General features: G+C 39.7%; 11 protein-coding genes and 2 rRNA genes. 5 read left to right on the forward strand and 8 right to left on the reverse strand.

Annotation, left to right across the window (positions count from 1 at the left end; translation table 11 throughout):
* Both rrf (DES39_RS07600) and rrf (DES39_RS07605) read left to right on the forward strand, forming a co-directional pair.
* Nucleotides 1–84 (forward strand): 5S ribosomal RNA (gene rrf / locus DES39_RS07600); the annotation flags it as partial.
* 166 nt (nucleotides 85–250) lie between these two features.
* Nucleotides 251–366: ribosomal RNA gene (gene rrf / locus DES39_RS07605) — 5S ribosomal RNA — on the forward strand.
* Between the two features lie 144 nt (nucleotides 367–510).
* On the opposite strand, the gene ispB is transcribed toward rrf (DES39_RS07605), so the two are convergent.
* Nucleotides 511–1,482, reverse strand: coding sequence for an octaprenyl diphosphate synthase (gene ispB / locus DES39_RS07610; protein WP_211324657.1), 972 nt, complete (start codon nucleotides 1,480–1,482; stop codon nucleotides 511–513).
* 190 nt (nucleotides 1,483–1,672) lie between these two features.
* On the opposite strand from ispB, the gene DES39_RS07615 reads away from it, so the two are divergent.
* A complete protein-coding gene (locus DES39_RS07615; protein ID WP_121145194.1) occupies nucleotides 1,673–2,476 on the forward strand; it encodes a TonB family protein in 804 nt (267 codons plus the stop codon).
* Between the two features lie 106 nt (nucleotides 2,477–2,582).
* Here DES39_RS07615 and pepP read toward each other — a convergent pair whose 3' ends face one another.
* The 5 genes from pepP to cycA form a co-directional block, all read right to left on the reverse strand.
* A complete protein-coding gene (pepP, locus tag DES39_RS07620) occupies nucleotides 2,583–3,896 on the reverse strand; it encodes a Xaa-Pro aminopeptidase (RefSeq protein WP_121145195.1) in 1,314 nt (437 codons plus the stop codon).
* Nucleotides 3,897–3,919: 23 nt separating this feature from the next.
* Nucleotides 3,920–4,462, reverse strand: coding sequence for a YecA/YgfB family protein (locus DES39_RS07625; RefSeq protein ID WP_121145196.1), 543 nt, complete (start codon nucleotides 4,460–4,462; stop codon nucleotides 3,920–3,922).
* Nucleotides 4,463–4,578: 116 nt separating this feature from the next.
* Entirely contained in the window at nucleotides 4,579–5,961 is a 1,383-nt protein-coding gene (gene radA, locus DES39_RS07630; protein WP_121145197.1) for a DNA repair protein RadA, read from the reverse strand.
* A 34-nt stretch (nucleotides 5,962–5,995) separates the two neighbouring features.
* Entirely contained in the window at nucleotides 5,996–6,973 is a 978-nt protein-coding gene (gene serB / locus DES39_RS07635) for a phosphoserine phosphatase (protein ID WP_121145198.1), read from the reverse strand.
* Nucleotides 6,974–7,091: 118 nt separating this feature from the next.
* Nucleotides 7,092–8,480, reverse strand: a complete 1,389-nt coding sequence (gene cycA, locus DES39_RS07640) for a D-serine/D-alanine/glycine transporter (RefSeq protein WP_121145199.1) — start codon at nucleotides 8,478–8,480, stop codon at nucleotides 7,092–7,094.
* 173 nt (nucleotides 8,481–8,653) lie between these two features.
* Here cycA and mltA point away from each other — a divergent pair, with 173 nt between their 5' ends.
* Together mltA and DES39_RS07650 are read left to right on the forward strand one after the other, a co-directional pair.
* Nucleotides 8,654–9,772, forward strand: a complete 1,119-nt coding sequence (gene mltA / locus DES39_RS07645; RefSeq protein WP_121145200.1) for a murein transglycosylase A — start codon at nucleotides 8,654–8,656, stop codon at nucleotides 9,770–9,772.
* 89 nt (nucleotides 9,773–9,861) lie between these two features.
* Nucleotides 9,862–11,586, forward strand: a complete 1,725-nt coding sequence (locus DES39_RS07650; RefSeq protein ID WP_121145201.1) for a thiamine pyrophosphate-dependent enzyme — start codon at nucleotides 9,862–9,864, stop codon at nucleotides 11,584–11,586.
* Between the two features lie 76 nt (nucleotides 11,587–11,662).
* Here DES39_RS07650 and DES39_RS07655 read toward each other — a convergent pair whose 3' ends face one another.
* Nucleotides 11,663–13,036, reverse strand: coding sequence for a DUF3999 family protein (locus tag DES39_RS07655; protein ID WP_170143370.1), 1,374 nt, complete (start codon nucleotides 13,034–13,036; stop codon nucleotides 11,663–11,665).
* A 28-nt stretch (nucleotides 13,037–13,064) separates the two neighbouring features.
* The gene (locus DES39_RS07660; protein WP_121145203.1) at nucleotides 13,065–15,749 is read right to left on the reverse strand and encodes a DUF2339 domain-containing protein; all 2,685 of its coding nucleotides are present in this window, start codon (nucleotides 15,747–15,749) and stop codon (nucleotides 13,065–13,067) included.
* Nucleotides 15,750–15,806 lie beyond the last annotated feature (57 nt).

A 15,806-nucleotide genomic window follows, 5' to 3' on the forward strand; every position in this document is an offset into this window, starting at 1 on the left:
CCCATGCCGAACTCAGAAGTGAAACGCCGTGGAGCCGATGGTAGTGTGGGGGTTCCCCCATGTGAGAGTAGGTCACCGCCAGACTATTAAATATGAGAAGCGCCCTATCGTTCAGATGGGGCGTTTTTTTTGAATGTTTATCCCTTCTATATTGATAAATATAACTTAAAATTAGATTTCTAAGGGTAAAATAAAAACATAGCGAAGTAATAAATTGTTGATTGATTTATTACCTGCAAACCGAGTTATGTCTGGCGGCAATGTTGCGGTGGTCCCACCTGACCCATGCCGAACTCAGAAGTGAAACGCCGTGGAGCCGATGGTAGTGTGGGGGTTCCCCCATGTGAGAGTAGGTCACCGCCAGACTATTAAATATAAAGCACGCCGTATTATTATGATACGGCGTTTTTTTATATTATGACTTTAAGTAATTGATTTTGTATGAAATTTCATAAGAAATATAATGAAACGATATAGAGCTTATCATTAATAAGCTCTTTTTATATGATATTAATTATTTCTTTCGACTGATAAAACTGCCAGTCTTTGCAAAGCATCTTTATAAGGCGAGTTTGGTAGGATATCAATGGAATGATGCGCTTTTTCAGCTTCTTCTTTTGCTGCATTAAATGTGAATTCTAGCGAACCGCATTCATGCATAATACACAGTACTTTATCTAATAAATGTCTACCATTACCTTGCTCAATTGCCTCCTTGATCATTTTCACGTCTTCAGGATTGCTTGCATTATTCATCGCATGTAACAGTGGTAGAGTAGGTTTACCTTCATTCAGATCATCGCCAAGATTTTTTCCTAATGCTTGGGCATCTTCTGTGCTGTAATCAAGTAAATCATCAATCAATTGAAATGCGGTGCCTAGATAGCGGCCATAATTTTGTAGTGCCACTTCAACTTCTGTTGATGATTGGCTAATTAACGCGGCGGTATGTGAAGCCGCTTCAAATAATCGTGCTGTTTTGCGGTAGATGACGTCTAAATATTGCTGTTTGGTAATATTAGGATCATTACAATTCATAAGCTGTTGAACTTCACCTTCAGCAATCACATTGGTTGCCTCAGACATCACTTTTAAAACCGATAAAGATTCGATACTCACCATCATTTGAAAAGAACGGGTATAAATATAATCGCCAACTAATACGCTTGCTGCATTGCCAAATAGTGTATTAGCAGTCGAGCGTCCCCTTCTTAAATCCGATTCATCAACAACATCATCGTGTAGTAAAGTTGCGGTATGAATAAATTCAATAAAAGCCGCTGCCATAATATGTTTTTCGCCTTGATAGCCCAAAGCTTTAGCACTTAAGAGTGTGATGATAGGGCGAATACGTTTGCCACCACCACTGATAATATAATTGCCAAGTTGATTGATTAAAACAACATCTGATGTTAGCTGTGCTTGTATAACATGATTGACTTTAACTAAATCATCTTGAACTAAATTAATAATTTCTTGCATTATAATATTACCTATCAGGCCTATTTTAGACGATGATTAAGGTTGATTAATGGTACTATTATCTGATAAAACGACTATAACAACAAGAAGGTTGTGATATTTGCCATAAAAAAGTAAAATTAATTGCAAATGATAATTGTTTTCAATTAAAATAGGGTAGGCTAATTATATAGACTTTATTACGGATATCATGATAGCAAAATCGAATAACACTAAAAAAAATACGTTCCATTTACATCTTTCTATTTCAATATTATTGCATGTATTAGCGGTAGGTATTTTATTATTTGGTGCTTTGTTTTCTGAGCGCATTGTTTCTGTTGACGGTGACAATTCAATAAAGGCTGTTATGATTGATTTATCTATGCTTGCTGCGCCAAAACAGTCACTTGCAGAAGATGCACCACAAATTGAGCAGATGGATGAGCAGCCGATTGCAGAGAATAAACAGCCTGAAATTACACCAGAAGATATTAAACCCGATCCAGATATTGCACCGGATATTATTGTTGAAACTAAACCTGTTGAAACGCTAGTACCACCGGAAACGCCACAATTGCTTATTAAAGAAAAAGTACTTAAACCGAAAGATCATAATCAGAAAAAGCAGATTGTTAAAAAATCTTCTCAGCAGCAGATTAAGCAAGAAACTGCCACTGAAAATTTTGCCGATACGGCGGTAGCACCCAAAATATCGGAAAATAACCAATTTTCAGCGACACCTACTCCAATTAGTCGTAAAAACCCAATCTATCCGACTAAAGCATTAGATATGCGCATTGAAGGGTATGTTGTTGCTGTTTATGATATTAATGCCCATGGGCAAGTTGAAAATATCCGTATTATTGAAGCTAAACCAAATAGTATTTTTAATAAATCAGTCACTCAGGCGATGAAACAGTGGAAATATCAAGCAATCAAGAAGAAAGACTTAACGATTAAAATTGTGTTTAATCGAGATAAATCGATTAAACTTGATACAGCTAGCCGATAATAGACAACAGAGAGTATTGCTGCGTTTACTATTTACACCGTAATGATATGCGGGATGAGAAACCTACTTAACCTTATAGGATTAAGCAGGGAGACCTGTTGGGCTATTATGATGACGCCTGACACATTAGTTTTTCTATTTCATCTGCGGCTTTTGGTACATCGCTTGTTAATACTTTATTACCCGTTTGGGTAATGACAATATTGTCTTCGATACGAATCCCAATACCACGATATTGTACCGGGACATCGGCATCTTGGTTAATATATAGACCAGGTTCAACCGTTAATACCATACCCGGTTCGAGTTTGCGTTCGCGAGATGGTGTTTTATAGTCGCCAACGTCATGCACATCAATACCAAGCCAATGACCCAGTCCATGCATATAGAATTGGCTATACGCTTTTTGTGCAATTAGCTCGCGTATGTCGCCTTGCATAATATGTAATTTCACCAACCCTTCAACCATAATTTGTACCACGTGTTCGTTGACTTCTTGGATAGAGATGCCGGGTTTAAATAATTCGATCGCTTTATATTGTGCTTTTAGTACAAGGTCATAAATCTCGCGCTGGGCTAGCGTAAATTTACCATTAATTGGAAATGTGCGCGTAATATCACCCGCATAATACTGATATTCACATCCCGCATCAATTAGCACTAAATCACCATCTTTTAACGGCTCACTATTATTTTCATAATGCAAAATACAGCCGTTATTACCGCCACCAACAATCGTATTGTATGAAGGGAATCTTGCACCGTGTTGATTAAATTCATGGAGGATTTCCGACTCTAGCTGGTATTCGTACATGCCGGGCTTACACGCTTGCATGGCACGAAGATGGCCTTGTGCCGTAATTTTTCCTGCTTTATGCATTACTTCAAGTTCATAAGCCGATTTAAATAAGCGCATTTCATGGACAATCGGCCGCCAGTCAATGATTGATTGAGGTGCTCGATAATGCTTTCTTGTGCCTTGTCTAAGTATCGCCATTATATTATTAATAATATCATCAGCATATTGATACTGTTGACTCGCATGGTATATCGCTTGTTTACCATTGATCAGATTTGGTAGGTGCGTCATAATCTGCTCAATAGGGTAGGCTTTATCAACATGAACTTGTAATAATGCCGCCTCCTGGCCAAGACGGTAACCGGTCCAAGTTTCAGCGAGTGGATCTTTGGTACGATTAAACAAAATTGTCTGATATTGATTATTGGCTGCTTTAATCAGCACAAGTACTGATTCTGGTTCTGTAAAATCGGTTAAATACCAAAAATCACTATTTTGACGATAAGGGTAGTGAGTATCATTGCTTCTAACCGCTTCAGGGGCTGAGAAAAATAGTGCAGCACTATTCTCCACCATATTAGCAATAATTCTCTCACGACGGGTAATGATATCGCAATTCATTTGCTCACCTAATATTAAAAAAATTAATGTATTGTTGCCGATGGCTGACGTTCGGTAAATTCATCATGGCATAAAATAGCTGTCATACGGACGTATTCTAAAATCTCTTCTAAAGCGACGGCAAGCTCCTCTTGATCGTCTTCTTCGTCATAGCCAAGTTGGGTAATTTGTCTTAAATCATAAATTGCTTCACCAATATCACCTTTTACTTTGGCTAATTGAGGTTGTGCCAGACCAAGACCAAGTAAAAAATGATTAATCCAATCGACCAAATCATTAATCTGACTAAATAACTCATCATCATTAATCAGCAAACGAAACTCAAAATTATCATCACCGAGTTGCTGTTTGGTTTGAGTATGAAGTTGATTGACTAAGGTAGATAATTTTTCCGGTAAAGCATTTCCATCGTTTATCATATCGCAAGTTAATACGCGCCAGCTTTCATCGTTATTTCCACCTGCAATAATACCCGTGATTAGACCGTGGAGTTCGGCAGCATTAACGCCGATTGTTTGAGATTTTAGCTCTGCATTTAGTGAAATATATAGTGGGCTTGTTGACATGACTTAGCTCTATAAAATGAAAAAAGATGAGATAGTATATACTTAAATAAATCGAAATTGCAGTTTTTTAGAATGATGAGATGTTTTCTAAGCCGCAACCCATGCAGCGGCTTTTGTTAGCTGAGATCACTGAGGATATCTAACGCTTCAGATAATTTTTTGACACTGTAGATTTTCATATCAGCAGGTTGTTTCTTTGGTACGTTGGCTGCTGGTACAATTGCACGTTTAAAACCGTGTTTAGCCGCTTCAGAAATACGTTCTTGGCCACTAGGAACAGGTCTAATTTCACCACCTAGTCCAATCTCACCAAAAATCACTAAATCATGAGGCAGTGGCCGATTACGAAAACTCGATACTAATGCTGAAATGAGCGCTAAGTCAGCACTGGTTTCGGTGACTTTGACGCCACCAACAACATTGACAAAGACATCTTGATCGGCCATTTGTAACCCGCCGTGACGATGGAGAACGGCAAGCAGTAAAGCGAGGCGATTTTGTTCTAGTCCAACCGTGACCCGTCTTGGATTACCATACATGGAGTGATCAACAAGGGCTTGTATTTCCACTAAGAGTGGTCTAGTGCCTTCCCACAGAACCATTACAGAGCTTCCTGGCGACATTTCATCACCACGGCTTAGAAAGATGGCAGAAGGGTTGCTAACTTCTTTTAATCCTTGCTCTGTCATGGCAAATACGCCAAGCTCATTGACGGCACCAAAGCGGTTTTTGTGACTGCGCAATGTACGATAACGAGAATCTGCATCGCCATCGAGTAAGATGGAACAATCGATACAGTGTTCAAGAACCTTAGGTCCCGCAAGCGAGCCATCTTTGGTAACATGACCAACCATAATAATGGCGATGCCTTTTGTTTTGGCAAAACGCGTTAAATAGGCTGCGGTTTCCCGTACTTGCGATACGCTACCAGGAGATGATTGAATCTCAGCCATATGCATTACTTGGATTGAATCAATCACCATTAATTTAGGTTGTTCTTTTTCGGCTAACAAGCAGATTTGCTCTATGCTTGTTTCAGAAAGCATATTGAGCTGCTCTGTTGGTAACCCTAAGCGATGCGCTCGCATAGCGACTTGTTGTAAGGACTCTTCCCCCGTCACATAGAGTGTTTTCATTTGCGTTGATAACCGGCACATCGTTTGTAATAATAAGGTACTTTTCCCTGCGCCAGGATTACCACCAATGAGTATGGCACTACCGGGTACAACGCCGCCGCCAAGCACCCGATCAAATTCTGAAAATCCGGTTGAAAAACGCGGTAACTCTTCAAGGCTAATTTCGGAGAGTGTTTGAATTCTAGAGAGTCCGCTATCACCCGCGTAACCAGTAAATCGGTCGCTACGATTGTTACTGCTAGCGGCAAGTCTTACCTCAGTAATGGTATTCCAGGCATGGCATTCACTACATTGCCCTTGCCAGCGCGGATAATCGGCGCCACATTCATTACATACATAAGCGCGTTTAGGTGTTTTAGCCAAATCGTGATCTCTCCAAAATAAGGGGGATTGCTTGTTAGCCTTCGCTATCGAGGCTGGCGGATAGAATACAAATCAACCCAGTTAAATCGGCATAATTAATGCCAATTTTAGCTTTTTGTACTACTTTGGGTTTGCCGTGATAGGAAACCCCTAAACCGGCGATACGAATCATCATTAAATCGTTGGCACCATCACCAATCGCAACGGTTTGTTCTAGCGGGATATTAAATTGGTTGGCTAAATTTTGTAAGGTTCTGGCTTTGAATTTCGCATCCACAATTTGACCTTTCACTTTACCCGATAATTTGCCTGAATGTGTAATATCCAATTCGTTGGCATAGACCGCATCAAGCTTGAATTTCTCTTTTAAATAATCGGCAAAATAGGTGAATCCACCAGAGACAATGGCAATTTTCCAGTTACGTTTGTGCAGTTCGCGCACCAAAAAGCTTAAACTCGGCATAAACGGTAGTTCTTGTTTAATTGATTCTAAAATAGCCATATCGGCGCCTTTTAGCGTTGCAACGCGCTTGCGTAAGCTAGTGACGAAGTCAATTTCGCCGCGCATGGCTTGTTCGGTAATTTGGGAGACCAGTTCGCCAGAGCCATGTCGTTTGGCAATTTCATCGATACATTCAATGGCAATTGCTGTAGAGTCCATGTCCATCACAAGTAAACCTTCAGAGTGCAGAGAAGGGAGATTATCGATAATAGAGACATCAATTTCTAACGTGTTAGCGATTTCCTGTGCCTTTTTGGGCATCACACCTGCAATACGAATTACTTGGTAGGTTTTAACTTTCCAAGAAGAGACGATAACAATTGGGATTGCAAGCTTTTGCTGAAATTTAGACAGCAACGTTTTATTCAATTTTCTGCCGTAAATAATCCAACCGGTTTTCCCCGCATTATAATCCAATGGCACCACTTCGCAGCCATTTAAAGAAAGGGGTAAACCTTGCCAACTATCGATATTTTCTGATAGATCATTAAATGTTAATGTATTGCCCATAGTGAATATTATGAATGATAAAGTGATTGAGAATAATAGAACTATCATAACATAAGCGATTACGGATAGTCATAAAAATAAACCCGCTTTAGTCAACGTATTAAAGCGGGCTATCTGATCAATTCTTCGCGATTAAACGTATGAGATAACCAACCGCTAAAGCAATAAACCAAATTGGCGTTGCGATTAACGCGTGGCGGGTATCTGTTTCCATGGTTAATAAGACGATAACAAAGGCAAAAAAGGCTAAGCACGCAATACACATTGGTACGCCGCCGGGCATTTTAAACGAAGATTGCTGATGTAAATGCTGACGCTTTTGTCGGTATACAATATAAGAAAGTAAAATCATCGACCAGATAAAAATAAAGAGAATGGCTGAAATTGTGGTAACGATGGTAAAAGCCGTCATCACATCTGGCACCATATAAATTAGCACGACGCCGCCAAGTAAGCAGATACATGAAAAAATTAAACCGTTAGCAGGAACAAACCTGCTTGATAGTTTACCAAACATCTCGGGTGCATCATCTTTTTTGGCTAGGCCAAATAGCATACGGCTTGTTGAGTAAATACCGCTATTGGCTGAAGATGCGGCAGATGTTAACACCACAAAGTTAATCATACTTGCTGCTGCGGGTAAGCCAATTAGCGTGAATAATTCAACAAATGGGCTTTTATTCGGCGAAATAAACACCCAAGGGGTGACGCTCATAATAATAATTAGGGCAAAAACATAAAAGAAAATAATTCTAACCGGCACTGAGTTAATGGCTCTAGGGAGGTTTTTGGTCGGATCCTTTGTTTCAGCCGCCGTTGTACCGACAAGTTCGATACCGACGAACGCAAAAATCGCAATTTGGAATCCCGCAAAAAAACCCATCACCCCTTTGGGAAACATGCCACCGAATTCCCATAAATTAGAAAGAGCTGCTGATGTTTGCGTTTGTTCTGAATAGTAGGATGTGGTAATAAGCACCACACCAACAATGATCAAGGCAACAATAGCAATAATTTTTATCATTGAGAACCAAAATTCTGTTTCACCAAACATTTTTACCGTTAAGAGATTCAATGATAATAATACCGCAATGCAGATCAGCATTGGAATCCATGCTTGTAACGTCGGAAACCAATGTTGAGTATAACCGGATATTGCAACCACATCGGCAATACCGGTAACCACCCAACAAAACCAATACGTCCAACCGGTGAAAAATCCGGCCCATGGTCCGAGCAGATCGGCGGCAAAATCACTAAACGATTTATAATTTAAGTTAGACAGTAAGATTTCGCCCATTGCGCGCATGACAAAAAATAGCACAAAGCCGATAATCATATAAACAAAAATAATGGAAGGACCTGCAAGGCTAATTGTTTTGCCTGAGCCCATGAATAATCCAGTACCAATTGCTCCACTGATCGCGATAAGTTGAATATGGCGGTTTGATAAATGGCGTTTAAGTTTATTTTCTTGTGACGACCCAGTATCATTAACTGAATTCATGGTATCTTGGTTCCTTGAGTAGTTTAATTTATAGCTATGTGATATTAAAGATTCTATATAGTGATATCAACGTTTTTTATTGGTAATTATCATTAAATATTTTTATGAGATAAAAATATTTAGCATAATGCACTTATAATGAACTGTTTTGCACCAATTTAGTGGGATAAAAAATGATAAAGAAGCATATTGCAACATTAGTCGGAAAGTATTTAGGGATAGTTTTCATCGCATCGGTAATTGCCGGTTGCCAATCAGATCCAACAGCGCAAGGTCAGCAATATCTTGATGGCCAATTAATAGCGGCATTTAACTTATCTCAGCCACAAGTAGGTAGACCGATTAATGTCTCAGATTATGTCAAACAGGTTAATCTGATTAAACAAGTTTCACCTAGCTTATATAAAAAAAATCAAGCAACCTATCAGGCGATTGATCAATGGATTGCCAAAAATTTGACTAGCGGACAATTTAATCAGGTGGGGTTAAGCAGTTACCAAGCTTCAGGTAAAGATAATCGAGGTAATGTTCATCTAACCGGCTATTACACTCCGGTATTAAAAGCGCGGCATAAGCCAGATGCGGTATTTCGTTACCCGCTCTATGCTAAACCGACCAACAGTAAAGTACCAATGCCTAGTCGTGAGGCGATTTACAATGGTGCACTTGATGGCAAGCAGCTTGAAATTGCCTATACCAATTCATTGATTGATAATTTCATTATGGAAGTACAAGGAAGTGGGTATATTGATTTTGAGGATGGACAACCTCTCGTTTTTTTAGGTTACAGTGGCAAAAATGGTCATCCGTATCAAAGCATCGGCCGATTACTGATTGAGCAAGGTGAAATTAAGCGTGATAAAGTCTCGATGCAAGCGATCAAAGCATGGGCGGATAAGCAAGATGAGCAAACGGTGCTTAATTTATTAAAGCAGAATGCATCGGCGGTATTTTTCAAACCTCAATATGATGCTCCCGTTGTCGGTTCAACGGGAATTCCGTTAGTGGCTAAGGCTTCGGTAGCATCTGATCCCACTATTATTCCTGCTGGCTCGGTGATGTTAGTTGATGTGCCTTTGCTTGATGCACAAGGCATTTATCAAGCACAACGAGAGCTTAGACTGATGGTTGCATTAGATATTGGTGGGGCAATAAAAGGCCAGCATTTAGATGTTTATCAAGGTATTGGTAGCGAGGCCGGCCATCAAGCCGGATATTATAACCATTATGGACGGGTTTGGCTAATTAGGCCGGCACCAAATAGTCACCTTGCAACACCACAAGATAAATGAAATAGACACTATTTGCGCTTGCTTAAGCCTAAATAATGGTCTTAAATGGTAGCGTTATCGACGTGAAACAAATACCAAAAGGAGTGTATATGGCGACGAAAAAACGGGTTGCTCAGATATTAATTGATGTTTTATCTGAAGCGGGAGCTAAACACTGTTACGGTGTGGTTGGCGATACGTTAAATTATGTTACAGAGGCGATTTATCATAGTGATATAGAGTGGATTCATGTCCGGCATGAAGAAGCTGGCGCATTTGCGGCCGGCGCAGAAGCATTTGTCTCTGACCGATTAACCGTGTGCGCAGGTTCCTGCGGCCCAGGTAGCTTACATTTTATTAATGGTATCTATGAAGCAAATCGTAACGGCGCGCCAGTTGTTTTAATTGCTAGCCAATTAGCGACAGATACGTTAGGTTCTGATTTTCCTCAAGAAGTCGATTTTGTCAGTGTTTATCAAAGTTGCTCTGTATTTTGCCAGCAAGTAATCAATCCGCAAAGTGCTCGTCGTGTATTTACTGAAGCGGTGCAGACTGCCATTAATAAACGCGGCGTTGCGGTCATCATTTTGCCTGTTGATATCAGCAAAGCTGAAGTTGAGGACCGCAATATTGTGGTGCCTAAACAGACGGCATCGGCATTGACACCAACCCAAGATGAGCTACAGCAAGTTGCCGCCTTGTTAGCTAAGGGCGGCAATATTGGTATTTATGCGGGCATTGGTTGCCGATATTGTCATGATGAGCTGGTCACATTAGCTCAAGCATTGAAAGCACCGATTGCTCACACCTCAAGAGCTAAAGATTTTATTGAATATGATAACCCTTATAACGTTGGGATGACTGGGATGTTTGGAACCAAAGGTGGTTTTGAAATGATCAAGTCATGCGATACGTTGCTAGTGCTCGGTTGTGGTTTTGCCTGGTCTCAATTTTATCCAGATAATGCTACGATTATTCAAGTTGATCATGATGCAACGCGTATTGGCCTACGTCATCCGGTTGACTTTGGATTAGTTGCTGATGTCAAAGCTACTTTACAAGCATTAATTCCATTGTTAATTCCACGACAAGAGCGTACTTTTTTAGATAAATATGTTGAGCTTTATCAAAAAGCTGTCGCTAAATTAGATAAAAAAATGGTAGTGTCGAGTCATCAATTAATTCACCCGCAATATTTAGTTGATCTATTAGATCATTATGCTGATGATGATGCGATTTTTACCGCGGATGTTGGTTCTGCTATGGTATGGTTATCAAGGCATATACATGTTAATGGTAAACGCAGGACACTGAGCAGCTTAAAACATGGTTCGATGGCAAATGCAATGCCACAAGCTTTAGGATTACAAAAAGCATATCCAGATAGACAAGTTATTTCTATTTCTGGTGATGGTGGGCTGGCGATGTTATTAGGTGATTTATTAACCGCTGTGCAAGAACAGCTTCCGATTAAAATCGCGGTACTGAATAATCATTCACTCAATTTTGTTGAACTAGAACAAAAGCAAGAAGGCTTAGTCGAGCGCTATACTGATTTGACGAATCCTAACTTAGCGAAAATAGCTGAAAGCATTGGTTTTGGTGCATGGCAAATTACCGATGCAAATGAGTTAGAAAATGCTGTACAAGAATTTTTGGCGTATGATGGCCCGGCATTTTTAGATGTGCATACCAGTGCTAACGAACTGATTATGCCACCAACGATCACGTTGGAAAATGTCAAAGGCATGGCTTTATACAGCGCTAAAGCAACACTTGAAGGCAAAGGATTAGATTTTATTGATTTAATTAAAGATAACTTTCTTAAAAAATAGTGCTTATCTGATTAAAAACAGCTAATGCCATAATAGCGTTAGCTGTTTTTTTGCGTGAAGTATCGTTAGGTGATGGTTATTTTTTTATCTCTTTTAATAAGCGCAATGCCAATAAAACTAAGATAAAAGCCCCGCCAATTAATCCAAGCCAGATAATCCAGCGTGGAAAGTTAGCAGATGTACTATTGCTATCTTGTATCAACACTTTATCTCCTGCTAATTTTACTGAACTACCGATAAAAGCTAATGGCAATGATTGCAAAGAATCAGTGGCAGATAGTAAAGTTGAACTTGGTAAGGCTGCAGCCTTTGATTGAGCAGAGCCCCAGGCAAGAATAAAAGGAGCATTATTCGCGCTATTGAAGACTAAATCGACCTTATTTCGATAAGCAACTAATTTCGGTGCTTGTTCAAAACTACTATTAATTGCATCGAGTTTTAATGCGCCAATAAGACGACCGTTTAAAGAAAATCGTGTCGGTTCATCATAAGAATTGGTTTTACGAATGATACGGTCATCAAATTTTATCCACTGCTCATCTTGCAAGTCCGTTTTATAAAAAATACTCACCGGCAAGATGCTGCGATTATTATACAATTCTATGCTGAGCTCTTTAACGGGTATGGCGACTGGCAAGGTATATATCACATTTTGTGCTGTAAAACGGCTAACCGAAGCGTCGATAGGAAACAGTGCATTATTCATCGCTGTGTTACTTGATGTCGCAATGACCTGAGTAAGTTGCGGAATTGGCTTGGCTGAATTAAGCGTTATCAGCCAATTATACGTTTTCAGATCAGAATTGGGCTGAAAATTAATATCAGTAAGTGCTAATTGTTGTTTGTCCTGATTGGATAACACCATGATCGATTCATTATTGACAACATTTCCCCAGTATCTAAGATCGGGGCTATAGAGGATACTCGCGGTTGCTTGCCAGTTTTCAGCTTGCTGAGCAAATGATAGGGCGAGATTTGAAATCGGTTGTGTTATTTTGTTATCATCAGGAATGTGTAATAAATAGGTAGCCGTATACCTCTCTTGTGTATTACTTGGCTTATCAATATTGATATTAATCGTTTGACCATCAACAGCTACCGTGTAATTACGGTTATTGGTGCTGGTACCATTAGCAAGATTATCTTGATTAATAGGATAGATATCCATATTAAATTGTTGTTTATTCGGTTGTTTGTTGTAGACATTAATTAACGTAAAAGGCACCGCTTGACCATTACGGTTAAACACTCGGATATCATCTAATGTGGGTGAGACGCTTTGCAGGTAAACCTGCTTATTGAGTTCTACTCGGCTAAACATACTTTCAGTGTCAGTGAGTGTTAACTCAGCACCAAAGGCATAATTATCCGTTGATTCGGTCGGTGCTGATAATGCACTAAAACTAACCATGAATAATAACCATAATGTTGAAAAGCTTTTGATTATCATATTTATCATCCTACTTTTTACTTATCTATTAAATTGTTGCATCACAGCTTAGTCTGTTTTGTTTCGGTGGTAAGGGAGCTAAGTAACCGATAATTAGCATCAGTAAAGCAACGCCAATAAATACAAATGCTCTCATTAGCCCATCGAGTTCTACGCTATCGACTAAGGCTAATTTTATCACAACCCATGCTTGCAAAATCACCCCAGCGAACCATAATTTACGCATCGCATAACGATGTGCTATCGCGATCAGAATCAAAGCGGTTAACGTCCAAACCAAGGATAACACGACTTGAATAATATGGTTGTGCCAAAGTGTATAAAATAACCACGAAATATTCAGCCACTGACTGAGTGTTCGTATAATTATGCTATTGCCCCATAAGAATGTTAATCCGGCAAGTAAAAATAGTGTTAACAGCGAAAACCGCTTGAGGCTAATTGGTCGCGGTGGCTGAAATGACTTAATTGTTTGATATCGCCAAACAGACAGCATCAAGAGGGCAAAAGCGGTACTTTCATCGAGTGGATTGAATAATGGTAGGTAAGTCCAGTTAATAATCTGACCACTGCTTGTTAAGCTAACAAGCAGTGTATACAATAAATAGAGCACTGGAGGCAATAGAGCTATTTGCCAATAGAGTTTCGACTCGTTTTGCATCGGAAATAAGTGATATTGATTTAACATAAGGAAAACGAATATAACCAAACAGGCGGTGACTATTAGTACCGACAGCTCAAGTACTTCAAATCCCCAAGGTAAATCTGATAGCACTGCATCAATATTATGGTATAACCAACCAAGTATTATCCATAATAAACTGATGTGTAAACTTGCAGTAAGTTGCCGACTTTGCGGGTTTAAATGATTAGCATTAAAATAGAGATAACAATACGCGCTAATGAATGCCACAAGCCAACTTAATCCCCATAATCCATTTGCATAAGCATGGTTATCTTGAGCGATATGATTCACAAGAGCCAAAAGCAATACTGGCCATAAGGCGATAACGGCATAATTAAGCACTGGCCAATTGATTTTACGACCGATAAAGAACCATAGCCAGACCGCAATAATATAGCAAGCAATAATGGGTTGCACTGCATTCGCTGTAGTATCGGTGATGAGATAAACACTCCCTATCATCCAAACTGACCAGAAGATCGCGGCAATACAGAGAAACACTAATTTGATATCATTAGCACTCGAGTGTAATGAGCGATAATGATGCCATAAGCACGCATTGAATAACAACAGTGCGCTGATCATGGCATATAACGTGATAAATGACGTCTTATCGATATAATCAATATTGGCGACCACTGAACTAGCTAGACCTAATAGAACGACGATTGCGCCGGCATAAGCTAAGCGATGCTGTTTTTGACTAAGGGCAACACAGCTTATTGCCGTACCTTCAAGTAACCACACTAAGGCGGTCCAACTAGCTGTTAAGGCTAACGGCACGGCTAATGTGCTAAAGGTGAGCCCGATAGCTAAGCCGCATAATGCTATTTGTTTCGCTTTATTTTGCCAGCAGCGTAATACACCAAACGAACCGATAAGATAGAATAATCCAAACCCTAAGGCCGAAAAGGCTGGCGCATATTGCCAATGTGCGGTAATGGCATATTGTAAACTGAACGCGGCTAAGGGAACCGAAAATAGCAAAGTGAGATCGCATGTTTGCCCATAGGGCATTTTGGGGTCGTTACGAATAAATAATAACACTGCTAATATGCCATAGATCAGCATATTAGCGAGAATAAAGAGCTGACACTCAAGGTAAAATTCGGGTTTGAAACTACGTATACCCCAAACAATGGCAACAATAAAGGTAAAAACAAAACCAATCAGATTGAGTTGGCGCCAAGACTGCCAAAAACTGATGGTTAAAATGGCTGTCGAGAGGATTAAATAGTAGCTAAATAACGCAATATGATTACCACTCCCTGTTGATAATAAAATTGGCGCTAAATATCCACCAATACTGGCGATAACGGCCAAGCTGATTGCTCGTTGTATGACGGCAAACATAACACTACAAGCACAGATAATTACGAGTAGTGCAAACGTCAAGACTGCCGGGACTAAAGCGTATAATTTGAAGGCGGCAAAAAGCGTAAAATAGAGTATGCCAATTGAGCCACCTTGCAAGATTAACGCATACAGTGCTTTTTTGTTGCGTAGTTTCCAACCGGCAGTTAATAGAATGAGGCCGAGACATAGTGAACCAAGGGTTCGAATCTCCGGCGATAATAGCTCATGATCGATGCTATATTTAAGTAAATAAGATAAACCAAAAAATAAAATCACAATCGCTAATTTTGCCACAGGATTACCTTTAATCAGCCATTGTGCTAAATGGTACATGAAGTGATGCTCTGTAGCTGGCTTGGTAACCGAAGGCTGTGCTTCGTTCGAATGATTGACTGGTTTTTCAGCGTGTTTAATTGGCTCAAAACGATGGGTTGATACGGGTGCACTGGGTGGTGACAAGGCAATCGAGCTCGGTTTTACCTCACTGGTGTTAGGCGTAGAGTTGCTTTCGATAATATGCGTGGTTGGTTGTTTTTCTTGTTCATCGATGCGTTTTTTTAATGATTGAACTTGTAATTGCAAGAAAGTGACACGGCTTTGTAAATTAGAAACAACGATCAAAATGACAATGAAAAAAATGATCGCAATTACCATGATTAATCCGTCTGCCATATTTTTCTCTTCTTTTATTTATTAGGCTGACTTAGTATGACAGTAAATTATGGCTTT

It is taken from the genome of Orbus hercynius (genome assembly GCF_003634275.1).
Classification (GTDB): domain Bacteria; phylum Pseudomonadota; class Gammaproteobacteria; order Enterobacterales; family Orbaceae; genus Orbus; species Orbus hercynius.